Here is a 15,124-nt window from a genome sequence, read left to right on the forward strand (position 1 = left end):
AGCAGTACAAGAAAACAGCTAGAGAGCCCCATACGGGATCTGGTAAGGTACTAAGAGCACGATAAAAACCACCCCTTTAGGGGTGTTTTTATGCCGAGTTTTGAAAACCTTTTCATGTTGTTCATTCAGGGAGAGAAATACGATGGCAGGCATTTTGACCATGATCCTGGCTGGTGGCGAAGGTACTCGCCTGCAGCCTCTGACCACTACCCGCAGCAAGCCTTCCGTCCCCTTTGGTGGCAGCTACCGGCTGATCGACTTTGTCCTCAACAACTTCGTCAACGCCGACTTTCTGCGCATCTATGTACTGACCCAATTCAAATCCCAGTCCCTCTACCTGCACATGAAGAAGGGCTGGAATATCGTCGGCATCACCGACCGCTTTATCGATCCCATCCCGGCCCAGATGCGGATGGGCAAACGCTGGTATGACGGCACCGCCGATGCCATCTACCAGAACCTCGGCTTTATCGAGCGGGCCGAACCGGATCACGTCTGCATCTTCGGCTCAGACCACATCTACAAGATGGATGTGAGCCAGATGGTCACCTTCCACAAACAGAAGAACGCCGCCATGACGGTCGCGGCCCTGCGCATGCCCATCGAAGAGGCGAGCGCCTTCGGGGTGATCGAGGTGGATACTGAAGGGCGGATGATCGGTTTTCAGGAAAAACCAAAGCAGCCCAAGCACATTCCCGGCGATCCGACCCAGGCGCTGGTCTCCATGGGCAACTACATCTTCGAGACCGATGCCCTCTGCCGCGAGTTGAAGCGGGATGCCGCCGAGGAGAACTCCAGCCATGACTTTGGCAAGGATGTGATCCCGAGCCTATACCCGCGCGCCCCCGTCTATGTCTACGACTACAGCACCAACGTCATCCCCGGCGAGAAACCGCACGTCTACTGGCGGGATGTGGGCACCCTCGACTCTTATTGGCAAGCGCACATGGACCTGGTGGCCGACAATCCCCCCTTCTCCCTCTATAACCGCAAGTGGCCCTTGCACACCCACTATCCGGCGCTGCCGCCTGCTACCTTCATCGACAGCGACGAGTGCAAGGTGAAGATCGCCAACTCGCTGATCTCCGCCGGTTGCTTCATTCAGGGCAGCCAGATCCAGCGATCCATCCTCGGTTTCCGCTGCAATATCGGCGCGTGCAGCCATATAAGTGAATCCGTGCTGCTGGGGGACGTGAAGATTGGTGAAGGGTGCTCCATCCGGCGCGCGATTATAGATAAAAATGTTGAAATTGCGCCCGGCACCGTTATCGGTGAAAATCTGGACCACGATAGAGAGCGATTTACCGTATCCGAAGGCGGTATCGTGGTGGTACCTAAGGGAGCAAGAGTTGGCTATTAACCCACTGAAAATCCTGTTTGTTGCCTCGGAAGTTGAGGGGCTGGTCAAGACCGGGGGCCTGGCCGATGTCGCCAGAGCCCTGCCGATGTACCTGGCCCAGAAGGGGCATGATGTCAGGATCATGCTCCCCTTCTACAAGACGATAAAGCGACGGGATGAGGCCAGACTGGTGGCGTCACGCTGGTTGCCGACCCACCCCGGGCTGCCTGATATCGGTTATCGCATCTACCAGATGGAGCTGGATGGCGTCTGCGTCTATCTGCTCGACTGCCCGCAATATTTCGATCGTCCCCAGCTCTACGCCGAGAACAATCAGGCCTATCCGGATAATGGCGAGCGCTTTGCCTTCTTCTCGGCCGCGGCCCTCCATGCCTGCGAGCAGCTTGGCTTTGCCCCGGATATCGCCCACTGCAATGACTGGCACACCGGCCTGCTGCCACTGCTGCTGAAAACCCGCCACGCTCACAACCCCTTCTTCCAGCAGACCCGCAGCGTAATTAGCATTCACAATGCGGCGTTTCAGGGGGTGTTTGGCCGAGAGCAGTTCTGGGCCATGCCCGAGATCGCCGACTACGAACGCCGCATCAACTACGACTACGGCCACGTCAATCTGCTCAAATGCGGGGTGCTCTACGCCGACAAGATCAATGCGGTCAGCCCCAACTATGCCCAGGAGCTGCTGACTCACCTCGGCGCCCACGGCATGGCGCATATCTTCCAGCAACGGGCGGCGGATCTCTGCGGCATCCTCAACGGTTGCGACTACAAGGACTGGGATCCGGAGTTCGACGAATTCCTGCCTGCGACCTACAGCATCAACAACATGGCTGGCAAACAGCTCTGCAAAGAGAGCCTGCAACAGGAAGCGGGGCTGGCCGTGGCGGACTTGCCCATCTACGGCATGGTTTGCCGCCTGACCGAGCAAAAGGGTGTTCCCCTGCTGCTCCCTGCGCTGGAGAAATTCCTCCACCATCAGGTACAAGTGGTGATCGTCGGCTCTGGCGATCCTGCGCTCGCCACGCAACTGCAAACCATGGCCCGGGATTATCCGGGCAAGCTCGCCTTCATCAACACCTATGACGATCGGCTGGCCCATCTGGTCGAAGCCGGTGCCGACTTCTTCCTGATGCCCTCTCTGTTCGAGCCTTGCGGCCTCAACCAGATGTACAGTCTCGCCTATGGCACCCTGCCACTGGTGCGCGCCGTGGGTGGTCTGAAAGATACCGTGGTGGATTGGGATGCCGATCCCGAGCATGCCACCGGCTTCTGTTTTAACGATCCGACTGCCGCCATCCTGCTCGATACCATGCGCCGCAGCCTGCTCTATTTCCTGCAGGACAAAGAGCGTTTTGCCAAGGTACAGCGCAATGCCATGAGCACCCGCTTCAACTGGCCTGACTCGGTCACCCAGTATGAACGGATGTATCAGAACGCATTGGGCCGTTACTGAATGCCAGACGTCAGCTAATTGCTGAAGTTTTGTACCCTTGGCGCCACTTTGGGCGTCAACAGCGAAAAAAGTCCCCTTTGGCTGTTGACGCTCCCCCAAAACTCTATAGAATCCCCCTCCGCAGTGATGCGAAGGTGGCGGAATTGGTAGACGCGCTAGCTTCAGGTGTTAGTGTCCCACGGATGTGAGGGTTCGAGTCCCTCTCTTCGCACCAATACTGCCATGCTGATTCAGCAGCATGTAAATCCAACTAGAAAACCCGAATGTGCGAAGGTGGCGGAATTGGTAGACGCGCTAGCTTCAGGTGTTAGTGCCCCCCGGGTGTGAGGGTTCGAGTCCCTCTCTTCGCACCATGCTTCTCCAGACAGCATGTAAATCAAAACTGGTAACACAATGTGCGAAGGTGGCGGAATTGGTAGACGCGCTAGCTTCAGGTGTTAGTGTCCCACGGATGTGAGGGTTCGAGTCCCTCTCTTCGCACCATGCTTTATCCAGACAGCATGTAAATCCAGACTGGAAACCCGAATGTGCGAAGGTGGCGGAATTGGTAGACGCGCTAGCTTCAGGTGTTAGTGCCCCCCGGGTGTGAGGGTTCGAGTCCCTCTCTTCGCACCATGCTTCTGACATGTAAAAACAGAGCAATGCGCTCCAACCGCATTTAAAAACCAGCTGGAGAAAATCAGTGTGCGAAGGTGGCGGAATTGGTAGACGCGCTAGCTTCAGGTGTTAGTGTCCCACGGATGTGAGGGTTCGAGTCCCTCTCTTCGCACCATTCATTACGCAAAAGGCCCATCACGAAAGTGATGGGCCTTTTGTTTTTACTCCTTGTTATGGCTATGCTTTTGACGACTCCCCGCTCATCGTCATGCCAAGGAACGCATATGATACTGGATACCGACATTCACAACTTTTACGAACATCTGGTGCTCAAGGAGATTGAGAAACAGGGGCTGCAGCAAAAGCTCAACAGCGATCAGATGGCCGACCTCTGCTGCCTCACCCTCAACCAGCTCCCCGCCCACTATATTCGCCACAATGTCGACATGATCTACTTCCTGACCGACGCCAAGCGCACCGAAATGGAGAAACTGGTGGTCGAATCGCTCAAGGTGGCACAGCAGAAGATCAAGCAGGCTCCCGTCAAAAGCTCATAACCAGGGCTGCTGCCAGAGCAGGGTAACGATACCGGTCAACCCAGCCACTGGCAGCAAGATCAAGGCAGGCCGCAATCCGGGCTCCAGCATCACCCAAGCAGCCAGCAGAAAACCTACACTCCAGGTGCCGTACTCTTTATCCTGACCCCATGCGAGTACGGCCACCGCCACCAGCAACATCATACCCCGCAATATCCAGCGCATTGTTTTCTCCCCAATCAGAAATTGATAATAATTATCATCTGCATCTATTGGGGATGCAAGTGGCGTCACAGGCAAGCTTCGTATGTGACCCCCTGTGTCAACAGGCCGCTCAAAAACGGGTTATGAGATCAACTAATTTGTGATTTTTTCAATCATATGTGCATTTTTGCCAATTTGATGGGGCTTTAACCCGCCGGGTTTGTGGTAGATTGCGGCCTCTTTTTGGGTTGCCTCCTCGGGATCGATGTATCCACAGGACGAGAGGGAGTGACCTTGGCGAGCAAGAGTTTAGGAAGTATCTATGCAAAACCAACAAAACCACATCCGACTACCGGGCATGGCACAGGTGTTTGCCTGTCTGGCCATTTTCCTGGCCCTGGCATTCTCGTTCACCAGCGTGCTCGATCTGCCGATCCAGCTGGCGCTGTTCATCGCCTGGTTCGTCATCATGGGGCTTGGCATCAAACTCGGCCACGATTACAAATCCCTGGAACAGGCTGCCGTTGACGGCGTTGCCAAGGGGATGGGGGCCATCCTGATCCTGGTCTCCGTCGGTGCTCTGGTCGGCACCTGGATTGCCGGTGGCATAGTCCCCAGCATCATCTACTTCGGCCTCAAGGTGATCCATCCGTCCATCTTCCTGCTGGCAACCCTGATCATCTGCTCCCTGACCTCGCTGGCCACCGGCACCTCCTGGGGCTCTGCCGCCACCGCCGGTATCGCCATGATGGGGATCGGCCACAGCCTCGGCGTGCCTGCGCCACTGGTAGCCGGTGCCGTGCTCTCCGGCGTCTACTTCGGTGACAAGCTCTCTCCGCTCTCCGACTCAGTAGTGCTGGCGTCCACCATGTCCAACGTCGATGTGGTGGAGCATATCAAGGGGATGCTGCCTATCAGCCTGCTCTCCTATGTCATCACCGCCGTGCTGTTCACCGTGGTGGGCATGCAGTATTCGGGCAACGTCAGCTTGGAGCAGGTCAATCTGGTGATGGAGGCTCTCGACAACCAGTTCAACATTACCCCACTGGCCATAGTGCCGGTGGTGCTGGTACTGGGCCTGTTGGCCAATCGCAAGCCCGCCTTCCCGGTGATCAGCTTCGGCGCCCTGCTGGGCCTGATCTGGGCCATCGCCTTCCAGGGCATGGATCCGGTCAAGGCAATGCACTCGGCTTATAGTCCGTTTGCCATCACCTCCGGCATCGATTTTATCGACAACATTCTCGGTCGCGGCGGCATGGAGTCCATGCTGGGCTCGGTCGCGGTCATCATCTTCGGTCTCGGGTTTGGCGGCCTGCTGGAGAAGGTCGGCATTCTGGAAGTGATCGCCAGCGCCTTCGAGAAGCGCATCAACAGCGTCGGCAGCCTGACCAGCCACACCATCGGCACTGCGTTTCTGGCCAACGTGTTTGGCTCGGCAATGTATGTATCGCTGATCCTGACCCCCAAGATCATGGCCAAAAACTACGACCGACTGGGACTGGCGCGCAAGAACCTCTCTCGCAACGCCGAGTTTGGCGGCACCCTCACCTGCGGCATGGTGCCCTGGAGCGACAACGGCATCTTCATGGCCGGGGTGCTGGGGGTGGCAACCCTCGACTACCTGCCCTACATGTGGCTGAGCTTCACCTGCATCATTGTGACCATCACCCTCGCCTACATGGGCAAGGCAGTGAACCGGATCCCGCTGGTCGCGGCGGCAAGCTCCCGCTAAGCCATCCTGAAACAACAAAGGCGCCATCGAGGCGCCTTTATCGTTTTAGAGAAATGCTGTTTGATGGCGTTCACTGATCACCACAAACAAAAACAGCCCTCGTTGCCGAGAGCCGTTTCATCAGACCGATAATGCCGATCAGATGGAGAAGCTGGAGCCACAGCCACAGGTCGTGGTGGCATTGGGGTTGGTCACGGTGAAGCGTGAACCTTCCAGACCCTCGGTGTAATCCACACTGCCGCCTACCAGATATTGCAGGCTCATGGGATCGATCACCATGGTGACGCCATTCTTCTCGACTACGGTGTCCCCGTCGTTGATCTTCTCATCAAAGGTAAAGCCATACTGGAAACCGGAGCAGCCCCCACCCGTGATGTATACCCGCAGCTTCAGCTCGGGATTCTCTTCCTCGGTGATCAGGTTCTTCACCTTGTTGGCCGCCGCATCCGTCATCTGGATGGGCAACGGGGCTTCTGCTACTGCACTCATTACTGACCTCACAACCATTAGATCCACAAACATGGAAACCGCGAAATTATCCAATACCCGACCATTCAGTTCAAGTATTCACCACGTTTAACCGGCCGCGGGAACCGGAGCAGGCGGTGCAGCGACCAGCGGCTTGATCACCTCACCCCACTCAACCAGCAGCTCTTGCGCCGGTTGCCTGCCGTCCTTGTTGATGGTGACACGGATCCGATCCGGCACAAAGCCTTCCGGCAACTGCCAATTCCCTTCCAGCAGCTGGAAATAACGCAGGGCATAACGCCACTCGCTCACCTTCATTCCGAGATCGCGACCGGTCAGCGTCTTCGGCTTGTCAGCCAGGCTCCCCTCGACCCGGATCTGCACCTGACCACGGAACAGCTCCCGCTTTTTGGCGGGCTGGGTCAGGGCGAGACGATAGTGGTAGCGACCGGGAATGCTGGTCTCCTGCAGAGTCAGGTTGTCGATCACTACCCCCACCTGTTCGCCGGTGGGGCGCATGATCCGCTCGAAAAAGGCCAGCTGGCGTTTGAGCTCCTGCACCTGCGCCTCCTGACTCTTCAGGGTGGTCTGCAACTGCTCAAAGGCCGCTTTCTGGGTCGCCAGCTGGGTATCTTTCACCCCCAATTCGGTCTTGAGCTGGCCGATGGCCTTGCTCTGACGATCCAGCGTCTCCTGCTGTACCACCAACAGACTGCTCTGGGCCAGCTCCTGACGGTTACCGACAAAGTAACCGATGAGCCCGCCAACGGCTAACACGACCAATAACTTCAATAGATTGGACATAGCCCCTCATCCCGTTATCACGCCATTTACGGCAGCGCCTCTCCCTTCACTATACCGCCCTGACCGGGGTCACAGGCGATAAAGGGAAAAATTAACTGGCCGTGGCGCTGCCATCACCCCGCTTTTGACGCGCGGCGAGCCGTAAAGTTCGCTCCAGGATCTGGGAATAGATGGGTCGGCCACCCAGCCACTGGGCAACCAGAGTCGCACCGACCGTGGTGATCATCATCGGCAGGATCAGCTGATAGTTGTCGGTCATCTCGGTGACCAGCACGATGCCCGTGATGGGAGCACGCACTGTGGCAGCAAACAGCGCCCCCATCCCTGCAATGGCAAAAGCGCCGGGCTCGATGCCAAGCTCCGGAAACGCCGCATGAAACAGATGGCCAAACACCACGCCAAACAGGGTGCCCAACGCCAGGGTCGGTGCAAATACCCCGCCCGGGGCACCGGAGCAGAAGCAGATGAGGGTCGCAACCAGCCGCACCGAGAAAATGAGGAACAGGGTCGCCATCGCATACTTATCCCCCATCAGATGAGGAATAAGCTCTGTGCCGCCGCCCGTCACCGAAGGAGCAAACAGCGACAGCACGCCAAACGTTCCGGCGACCAGCATGCCGATGGCCACGAAACGGTGGCGCTTGTTCTGATGCAACGCCAGATAGCCATCCTGACAGGCCAGCACCAGCTTGTTGAAGACAAAACCGAGCACCCCGAAGGTGGCCCCCATAAAGAGGAACAGCCAGAGCGCCTTGAGGGCGGGCGCATCGTAATGGGGCAAGGTGATCACCGCCCCCTGCCCTTTCATGTTCTGCAGCATCAGGGTCGCCATGATGGCGGAGATCCCCACCGCCTTGATGGCCAGAAAGGAGTAGCGAAACTGCGGTCGCATCTCCTCCATCACGAACAGGATGCCCGCCAGCGGCGCATTGAAGGCTGCCGCCAGACCGCCCGCCGCACCGGCGGCCAACAGGGCATGGCCATGTTCCTTGGGCAGCCGGAAGATATCCGCCACCATCTTGCCGAGGTTGCCGCCGATCTGTACCGAAGGCCCCTCCCGCCCCAGCACCATGCCGGAGCTCAGGGTACAGATGCCGCCGAAGAACTTGACCGGCAACACTCGCCACCACCGCACCGGGCGTAGATCGTCCATCGCCCCCTCGATCTCGGGAATGCCGGAGCCGCCCGCTTCCGGGGCAAAGGTATGAGTGAGGAAGTAACCGACAAATCCCAGCAAGGCGCTGAAGCCAAAGCCAAGCAGACCGAGCTGCCACCAGGGACGCTCTGCCAGCAAGGCGATGCGCTGTTCTGCCAGCCAGTGGACTCCCGATTCAAACAGGCCGCACACCAGTCCAGCCAGGGTACCGACCAGCGCCGCCAGCAGCAGCACCAGCAAGGGCATCTTGTCTTGCCGGATAATGCGGGAAAGCGGCCCCCGCGAAGAGGTATCGGCTTCAGAGGAGAGAGCTTGTTGCGCCATCTTGTTACACCAACTTGGAAAAACCATATCGTCAGCTAGCTGAGATCAGGATCACCCGGCGCGTTGCTCGGCTGCCCAGGGCTGGGGCTTTCTGCTATAGTCGGCCCGTTAAATTTTTGTCACGGGAGCAGACCGAGAGTCCGGGTGGCGAGAGCGCAAAGCATACTCCTGATGCTCCGGCCTGCCGAGTCTCAATCGGCTGCAATCCCTTGTGTGACGACCAAAATCCCATTAAGGATGATCCATGTCAAAATCAGATCAGCTGTTTGAACAGGCCCGCCAGACCATTCCGGGTGGCGTCAACTCACCGGTCCGCGCCTTCAATGGGGTCGGCGGCACGCCCCGCTTCATCGATCACGCCGATGGCGCCTATCTCTATGATGTGGATGGTCAGGCCTACGTGGATTACATCGGCTCCTGGGGCCCCATGCTGCTGGGTCACAACCACCCGGCCATCAAGGCCGCCGTCATCAAGGCCGTTGAGAAGGGGCTGAGCTACGGTGCGCCGACCGAGATCGAAGTGCTGATGGCCGAGAAAGTCCGCCAGATCGTCCCCTCCATGGAGCAAGTTCGGATGGTCAACTCCGGCACCGAAGCCACCATGAGCGCCATCCGTCTGGCCCGCGGCTACACCGGCCGCGACAAGATCGTCAAATTCGAGGGCTGCTACCACGGCCACGCCGACTCTCTGCTGGTCAAGGCCGGTTCCGGCGCCCTAACCCTGGGTCAACCCAACAGCCCGGGCGTTCCAGCCGATTTCGCCAAACACACCCTGACCTGCGTCTTCAACGATCTGGATTCGGTGCGTGAAGCCTTCACCCAGTACGGCAGCGAGATCGCCTGTATCATCGTCGAGCCGGTCGCAGGCAACATGAACTGCATCCCGCCGGTCCCCGGCTTCCTGGAAGGGCTGCGCGCCATCTGTGACGAGTTCGGTGCCCTGCTGATCCTGGACGAGGTGATGACCGGCTTCCGCGTCTCCCTGCGCGGTGCTCAGGGTCACTACAACATCGACCCGGATCTCACCACCCTCGGCAAGATCATCGGTGCCGGCATGCCTGTGGGCGCCTTCGGCGGCAAGAAGAAGGTGATGCAGCACATTGCCCCGACCGGCCCTGTCTATCAGGCGGGTACTCTCTCCGGCAACCCGGTGGCCATGGCGGCCGGTCTGACCATGCTGGATCTGCTGCTGGAGCCGGGTCTCTATGAGCAGCTGAGCGCCAAGACAGCTCGTGTTGCCGAGGGACTGAAAGCGGCCGCCGCCAAACACGGTATCCCGCTCGCCATCAACTATGTGGGCGGCATGTTCGGCTTCTTCTTCACCGACGAGCCCGAAATCACCCGCTACGAGCAGGTCACTCGCTGCGATATGGAACGCTTCAAGCGCTTCTATCACCTGATGCTCGAAGAGGGCGTCTATCTGGCGCCGAGCGCCTACGAGGCAGGCTTCCTGTCGCTGGCTCACGGCGACAAGGAGATTGAACACACTCTGGCCGCCGCCGAACGCAGCTTCGCCAAGCTGGCTGGCTAAATCGCCGCTGGTTGTCGCAAAGGGCCCGTCATGGGCCCTTTTCTATTACAGAGACTCCATCACCACACAGGGCGGCAATACGCCCATTTCTGGTGCATTACCCCCTCGTCATCCACCGATTTGTCATTCTCTGGTGCAACTTACCCCGCCATCCCTGTCATAAAGCAGGCCCACTATTTGCACATTCACCACAAGAGCCCACGTCACCGAGGTCCATATGGCAGAGATGAGCCCCATCGATGTGCTGCGGCGCTATCAGGAGTATCAGGAGGAGCTGACCCCGCTACTGCAGGGGCTGCTCAACGCTCCCCTTGCCTCGCTCAAGGGGTATCCCTTTGTGGTCAGCATTGACCATTATCAGGGGCCGATGTGCATCCAGCCTGCGGCACCGGCGGCCCATAACCGGCTGCACCTTATTGTGCAGGGGCAAGGACGGGAGATCACCGTCTGTCTGAATCAGCTGATTGGCTGGTTGATGGGACAGGGAGCGCCGCCGCGCCATGCCCTGGTTCAAGGCGGTCTATGTGGTGCTCAGCATGGCGCTGTTTCTCATCGTCGCCACCCTGATCTGGCACGGGCTGGAGCAGCTCTACCAGCTATTGTGCGGCGAGCGGCAGAACCAGCTCGGCGCCTTTAGCGCCATCATCTTCCTGACGCTGGCACTGGCGGTGTTCGATCTGGGCAAGACCATTCTGGAAGAGGAGGTACTGCTGCATAAGGATATCTTCCGCCACAGCGCCATTCGCCGCACCATCACCCGCTTTATCGCCGCCATTCTGATCGCGGTCTCCATCGAGGGGCTGTTGCTGCTGTTCAAAGGTTCGCTCGGCCAGAGCGAGCTGCTCTGGCCTGCGGTCGGGGTGATGGGGTGTGCGGTGGGGTTGCTGCTGGCGCTCGGCCTCTATGTTTTTCTGGGGGCCAAGGCCGAAGCGGCACTGGTACAGGCTAGCCTGCGCTCTCCACCGTCAGCTGCACAGGGGAGCGACGCGCCGCCCGCCAGGAAGCGTACATGGTCCAGGAGGTATAGATGACGATAAAGGCAACCAGCCACTTCAGCATCTCCATATCCATGGATTTGACCAGCATGGCGGCCAGCACCACACCGATGGGGCCAAAGATGGCTACCGCCAACACCGCCTTGGCATCGAATGCCCCTTTACGGATAAAGGTGCCTGCGGAGAAAACGCTAAGCACGGCGGTGGAGCCCATCATGATCGGAAACGCCGCCAGCGGATTCATCCCCAGCAGATAAACCAGCGTCATGCAGGGAGCAAACAAGCCGATACCGACATTCATCAGCACTCCGAAGATGAAATTGCCGAGCAGGGCGATCGCCAGCTTGTAGCCGCTGAGCCCCATCGCATCGCCGCCTACAGGGAAAAGCCCCAGCAGACCGGCAAAGATAAGCCCTGCGACGACCAGCAAGGAGATGGCCATCACCAACCGGATGGTCTGCCGATCAAACGAGGCCACATGGCGAGCCCCCCAGGCTGCGCCCGCTGCGGCGGCCATCATCATGCTGATCAGCGTCAGCGGCTCCACTGCTACTGCGCCGACGAAGATCAGCGACTGAGTCACGGTTGGCAGCACGCACTGCCCATTGAGGGTACCCGGCAGCACTCGATCATCGATCAGCTTGAACTGCTTGTAGCAGGCGGTCTTTACCGCAAAGCTGCCCACCCCCAGGGTATCGAGGAAGTTGGCAACCCCACCGATCAATGCCACCGGCCAGAAGGGGGTCGCCTCAAAGGATCCACTCTGCTTCTTCCGCCAGCAGGCTTGTACCAGCATAAAGATGAATACGAGGCCTCCGGCTATAAAAACCAGCCGTAAAATATCAACTAACATAGGGGTTTCTCCTGCAACGGGCGGCGATTCTAAGGCAAGCAGCAGAAAAAATCTTGACCGGAATTAAGCAATGCTCACGACACGCCTCTGCAAGGCGAAATATTTATCAGTAGACTCCGAACGACTCTGCTAATACTTGTTACTGAGGCCAACAGGCCGGGTCCTGAGCACGTTGTTATGGTCCTTTCGCGACGACCACCTGTGCCAAAGGACATAATAAAAAAGAGGGCCGGTAGTGATACCGACCCTCTTTCTGTATCTGGCCGGGGCGCTGGGCCCTCGACCATAACAACTGCTTATTGAATGCTCTTGCCGGCACGCACATCCTTGATAAACCCCTTCAGGCTGGCCAGATCACGGGGGGCACCGCGCAGGATCTGATCACCGATGATGAAGGCCGGGGTACCGGAGATGCCGAGCGCTTCCGCCAGCGCACGGTTGGTTCCCAGATTCTGATCGATGCTGCCATCCTTGATCTTGGCCTCCACCTTGCTCCAGTCAACACCGGCCGCCACTGCCAACTGCTTGACCTGTGCTTCATCTGCGAGCGGGCCCTGATGGCTATAGAGCTTCTCGTGGAACGCCTGGTATTTGTCAGGCTGACCCAGCTGGACCGCCAACGCAGCACGGGCAGCGAAGTAGGAGGACTCGCTCAGAATCGGGAACTGCTTGTAGATGTACCGGATGTCTTTGTCTTCCGCCATCAGCTGCTTGACCAGCGGATGGGCCCGCTTGCAGTAACCGCAGTTGTAATCGAAAAACTCCACAATGGTCAGAGATGCCTTCGGATTCCCCATCTCGGGATCCTGATTGGCATAAAGCTGCTTGGAGTGAGCCTTGATCAGCGCCTTGTCACTCTCGGCCTGCTGGCTCTCCTGCTTGGCACGCAGGGCATTGGACATCTCGACCAGGATCTCGGGATTCTTGACCAGATAGTCGCGAACGATTTGCTCGACATCGCTTTTGGTCAGCTCGCTTGCATGTACCGGCGTCGCCAGCAGGGTCACGCCAGCCAGCGCGCAAAACAGGGCATTTTTAATAGTCATAACGTTATCTTGCAGAGGATATGATAGAGGCCACTATAGTGGTTGAGTCTGTTTTCAAGTCAAGTTATCTGGCCAAAAAAGCGCTTGATGCGCCCTGATTGCCACTTTTTCATATCATTTCGCGCAATTAACCAGCAATCAAACCGGACGGGGATTTACAAGCCGGATCAGCATGGTAATATTCGCCGCACTGCTGCGGAGGGGTGGCAGAGCGGCTGAATGCACCGGTCTTGAAAACCGGCGATGGGCGACCATCCGTGGGTTCAAATCCCACCTCCTCCGCCATTCATACCGAGTCCATGCAACCATGTTGCGTGGGCTTTTTATTTGCCTGCTATTTGCCACTCCTCATAGCTCTCAACACATTAGTCTTCTTCAACATCCTCCTAATCTTCCCGTCTGCGGGCTCAATAACCACCAGAAAATCACCAATCAACCTCGAAGATCTGAGTTACTGCGCACATCCCAGCCCACTTTCTTATTCCCCAAACCACAACGACAACACTCAGCAACCGCAGCTCCAGCATGTTGGTACCGCCAATAACCCCTCTTCGGAATAAAGTCATAGCCGGTTAACACAGTCATAGAAAAGCAGGGACGATGGGGTTGCGGCTTAAAAAGAGGGGACGGCTAACTCAGGAAGCCTAGACCCCAAGCAAGAGAGCATGACGTATAGGCGATCATGGGATTCACGGGTTATGGCGATGCCAGCCCTGCCATACAGAGCAATGGCTTTACATGAAGAAAGAGTAAAAGCGTAACATCAGGCCATTCGTTTAACAGAAAGACAACAGCGAGTAACAATAAAACAGAAGAAAGGAATAAATCAGGTCAAATATCAGACGACTCAATAAATTGCAGGTAATAAAAAACCCCGCTCGATGAGCGGGGTTTCTTGTATTGGGAGCCTGGCAGTGTCCTACTCTCGCATGGCGAATGCCACACTACCATCGGCGCTACCGCGTTTCACTTCTGAGTTCGGCATGGGATCAGGTGGTTCCACGGCGCTATGGCCGCCAGGCAAATTCTTAATCTAGAAAGCTGACGTGAATAACGACTTGGTCATTATCACTGAATTAGTAGTTCGCTTAGGTTTGCTACAAGCCTTAGAACACTTCTTGGGTGTTGTATGGTTAAGCCTCACGGGTAATTAGTATGGGTTAGCTCAACACGTCGCCGCGCTTACACACCCCACCTATCAACGTTGTGGTCTCCAACGGCCCTTTAGGACCCTCAAGGGGTCAGGGATGACTCATCTCAGGGCTCGCTTCCCGCTTAGATGCTTTCAGCGGTTATCGATTCCGAACTTAGCTACCGGGCAGTGCCACTGGCGTGACAACCCGAACACCAGAGGTTCGTTCACTCCGGTCCTCTCGTACTAGGAGCAACTCCCTTCAATCATCCAACGCCCACGGCAGATAGGGACCGAACTGTCTCACGACGTTCTGAACCCAGCTCGCGTACCACTTTAAATGGCGAACAGCCATACCCTTGGGACCGACTTCAGCCCCAGGATGTGATGAGCCGACATCGAGGTGCCAAACACCGCCGTCGATATGAACTCTTGGGCGGTATCAGCCTGTTATCCCCGGAGTACCTTTTATCCGTTGAGCGATGGCCCTTCCATTCAGAACCACCGGATCACTATGACCTACTTTCGTACCTGCTCGACCTGTCCGTCTCGCAGTTAAGCTGGCTTATGCCATTGCACTAACCTCCTGATGTCCGACCAGGATTAGCCAACCTTCGTGCTCCTCCGTTACTCTTTGGGAGGAGACCGCCCCAGTCAAACTACCCACCAGGCACTGTCCGCGAGCCCGATTCAGGGCCCTGCGTTAGAACATCAAACATACAAGGGTGGTATTTCAAGGACGGCTCCAGCGCAACTGGCGTCACGCCTTCAAAGCCTCCCACCTATCCTACACATGTAGGTTCAATGTTCAGTGCCAAGCTGTAGTAAAGGTTCACGGGGTCTTTCCGTCTAGCCGCGGGTACACCGCATCTTCACGGCGAATTCGATTTCACTGAGTCTCGGGTGGAGACAGCATGGCCATGGTTACACCATTCG

The 15,124-nt window shown here is 57.4% G+C and carries 11 protein-coding genes, 6 tRNA genes, 2 rRNA genes and 1 pseudogene (1 of these 20 only partly in view); 12 read left to right on the forward strand and 8 right to left on the reverse strand.

The features are described from left to right. Positions 1-142 precede the first annotated feature (142 nt). The 8 genes from glgC to ACTG2W_RS10725 all read left to right on the forward strand — a co-directional run bounded on the left by glgC (position 143) and on the right by ACTG2W_RS10725 (position 3,964). The gene (gene glgC, locus ACTG2W_RS10690) at positions 143-1,360 is read left to right on the forward strand and encodes a glucose-1-phosphate adenylyltransferase (protein ID WP_005340236.1); all 1,218 of its coding nucleotides are present in this window, start codon (positions 143-145) and stop codon (positions 1,358-1,360) included. Continuing rightward, positions 1,350-2,810, forward strand: coding sequence for a glycogen synthase GlgA (glgA, locus tag ACTG2W_RS10695; protein WP_158112672.1), 1,461 nt, complete (start codon positions 1,350-1,352; stop codon positions 2,808-2,810). The genes glgC and glgA overlap by 11 nt, the downstream gene beginning before the upstream one ends. Before the next feature lie 128 nt (positions 2,811-2,938). After that, positions 2,939-3,024 (forward strand) — tRNA-Leu (locus ACTG2W_RS10700). 53 nt (positions 3,025-3,077) lie between these two features. Further along, positions 3,078-3,163, forward strand: a tRNA-Leu gene (locus ACTG2W_RS10705). Positions 3,164-3,207: 44 nt separating this feature from the next. Further along, positions 3,208-3,293, forward strand: a tRNA-Leu gene (locus ACTG2W_RS10710). A gap of 46 nt (positions 3,294-3,339) precedes the next feature. Beyond that, positions 3,340-3,425: transfer RNA gene (locus tag ACTG2W_RS10715), tRNA-Leu, on the forward strand. 71 nt (positions 3,426-3,496) lie between these two features. After that, positions 3,497-3,582 (forward strand) — tRNA-Leu (locus tag ACTG2W_RS10720). A 109-nt stretch (positions 3,583-3,691) separates the two neighbouring features. Then, positions 3,692-3,964 (forward strand): late competence development ComFB family protein, encoded by a 273-nt coding sequence (locus ACTG2W_RS10725; protein WP_005343036.1) that lies wholly within the window; start codon positions 3,692-3,694, stop codon positions 3,962-3,964. Here ACTG2W_RS10725 and ACTG2W_RS10730 read toward each other — a convergent pair. Then, positions 3,959-4,168, reverse strand: a complete 210-nt coding sequence (locus ACTG2W_RS10730; RefSeq protein WP_005343034.1) for a hypothetical protein — start codon at positions 4,166-4,168, stop codon at positions 3,959-3,961. The genes ACTG2W_RS10725 and ACTG2W_RS10730 overlap by 6 nt on opposite strands. Positions 4,169-4,469: 301 nt before the next feature. Here ACTG2W_RS10730 and nhaC point away from each other — a divergent pair, with 301 nt between their 5' ends. Further along, positions 4,470-5,879: a Na+/H+ antiporter NhaC gene (gene nhaC, locus ACTG2W_RS10735; RefSeq protein WP_005357819.1), complete on the forward strand. Its 1,410-nt coding sequence runs from the start codon at positions 4,470-4,472 to the stop codon at positions 5,877-5,879. Between the two features lie 138 nt (positions 5,880-6,017). On the opposite strand, the gene erpA is transcribed toward nhaC, so the two are convergent. The 3 genes from erpA to clcA all read right to left on the reverse strand — a co-directional run bounded on the left by erpA (position 6,018) and on the right by clcA (position 8,631). After that, positions 6,018-6,368 (reverse strand): iron-sulfur cluster insertion protein ErpA, encoded by a 351-nt coding sequence (gene erpA / locus ACTG2W_RS10740; RefSeq protein ID WP_005340225.1) that lies wholly within the window; start codon positions 6,366-6,368, stop codon positions 6,018-6,020. 87 nt (positions 6,369-6,455) lie between these two features. After that, positions 6,456-7,151, reverse strand: a complete 696-nt coding sequence (locus ACTG2W_RS10745; RefSeq protein ID WP_421309423.1) for a DUF6776 family protein — start codon at positions 7,149-7,151, stop codon at positions 6,456-6,458. Between the two features lie 91 nt (positions 7,152-7,242). Then, on the reverse strand, positions 7,243-8,631 hold the full coding sequence (clcA, locus tag ACTG2W_RS10750; protein ID WP_440016197.1) for a H(+)/Cl(-) exchange transporter ClcA: 1,389 nt from the start codon (positions 8,629-8,631) through the stop codon (positions 7,243-7,245). A gap of 244 nt (positions 8,632-8,875) precedes the next feature. Between clcA and hemL the strand changes: the two genes are divergently transcribed. Together hemL and ACTG2W_RS10760 are read left to right on the forward strand one after the other, a co-directional pair. Next, a complete protein-coding gene (gene hemL, locus ACTG2W_RS10755) occupies positions 8,876-10,162 on the forward strand; it encodes a glutamate-1-semialdehyde 2,1-aminomutase (RefSeq protein WP_029302267.1) in 1,287 nt (428 codons plus the stop codon). 217 nt (positions 10,163-10,379) lie between these two features. Next, positions 10,380-11,193: pseudogene (locus ACTG2W_RS10760) on the forward strand (hypothetical protein). Here ACTG2W_RS10760 and ACTG2W_RS10765 read toward each other — a convergent pair. Beyond that, a complete protein-coding gene (locus ACTG2W_RS10765) occupies positions 11,108-12,010 on the reverse strand; it encodes a sulfite exporter TauE/SafE family protein (protein WP_064338862.1) in 903 nt (300 codons plus the stop codon). The pseudogene ACTG2W_RS10760 and the gene ACTG2W_RS10765 sit on opposite strands and share 86 nt — an antisense overlap. Positions 12,011-12,306: 296 nt before the next feature. After that, on the reverse strand, positions 12,307-13,056 hold the full coding sequence (locus ACTG2W_RS10770; protein WP_005340211.1) for a DsbA family protein: 750 nt from the start codon (positions 13,054-13,056) through the stop codon (positions 12,307-12,309). A 197-nt stretch (positions 13,057-13,253) separates the two neighbouring features. Here ACTG2W_RS10770 and ACTG2W_RS10775 point away from each other — a divergent pair. Further along, a tRNA-Ser gene (locus tag ACTG2W_RS10775) sits at positions 13,254-13,341 on the forward strand. 621 nt (positions 13,342-13,962) lie between these two features. Here ACTG2W_RS10775 and rrf read toward each other — a convergent pair. Continuing rightward, positions 13,963-14,077 (reverse strand): 5S ribosomal RNA (gene rrf, locus ACTG2W_RS10780). 108 nt (positions 14,078-14,185) lie between these two features. Further along, positions 14,186-15,124: ribosomal RNA gene (locus ACTG2W_RS10785) — 23S ribosomal RNA — on the reverse strand (it continues 1,951 nt past the right edge of the window).

Origin of the sequence: Aeromonas sp. 96A (assembly GCF_051919165.1) — a bacterium.
Lineage (GTDB): Bacteria > Pseudomonadota > Gammaproteobacteria > Enterobacterales > Aeromonadaceae > Aeromonas > Aeromonas veronii.

Bases quoted from the DNA above. Each gene is read 5' to 3' on its own strand.
- glgC (WP_005340236.1), top strand. From the start codon at position 143: ATGGCAGGCATTTTGACCATGATCCTGGCTGGTGGCGAAGGTACTCGC.
- ACTG2W_RS10725 (WP_005343036.1), top strand. From the start codon at position 3,692: ATGATACTGGATACCGACATTCACAACTTTTACGAACATCTGGTGCTC.
- ACTG2W_RS10730 (WP_005343034.1), bottom strand. From the start codon at position 4,168: ATGCGCTGGATATTGCGGGGTATGATGTTGCTGGTGGCGGTGGCCGTA.
- nhaC (WP_005357819.1), top strand. From the start codon at position 4,470: ATGCAAAACCAACAAAACCACATCCGACTACCGGGCATGGCACAGGTG.
- erpA (WP_005340225.1), bottom strand. From the start codon at position 6,368: ATGAGTGCAGTAGCAGAAGCCCCGTTGCCCATCCAGATGACGGATGCG.
- ACTG2W_RS10745 (WP_421309423.1), bottom strand. From the start codon at position 7,151: ATGTCCAATCTATTGAAGTTATTGGTCGTGTTAGCCGTTGGCGGGCTC.
- clcA (WP_440016197.1), bottom strand. From the start codon at position 8,631: ATGGCGCAACAAGCTCTCTCCTCTGAAGCCGATACCTCTTCGCGGGGG.
- hemL (WP_029302267.1), top strand. From the start codon at position 8,876: ATGTCAAAATCAGATCAGCTGTTTGAACAGGCCCGCCAGACCATTCCG.
- ACTG2W_RS10765 (WP_064338862.1), bottom strand. From the start codon at position 12,010: ATGTTAGTTGATATTTTACGGCTGGTTTTTATAGCCGGAGGCCTCGTA.
- ACTG2W_RS10770 (WP_005340211.1), bottom strand. From the start codon at position 13,056: ATGACTATTAAAAATGCCCTGTTTTGCGCGCTGGCTGGCGTGACCCTG.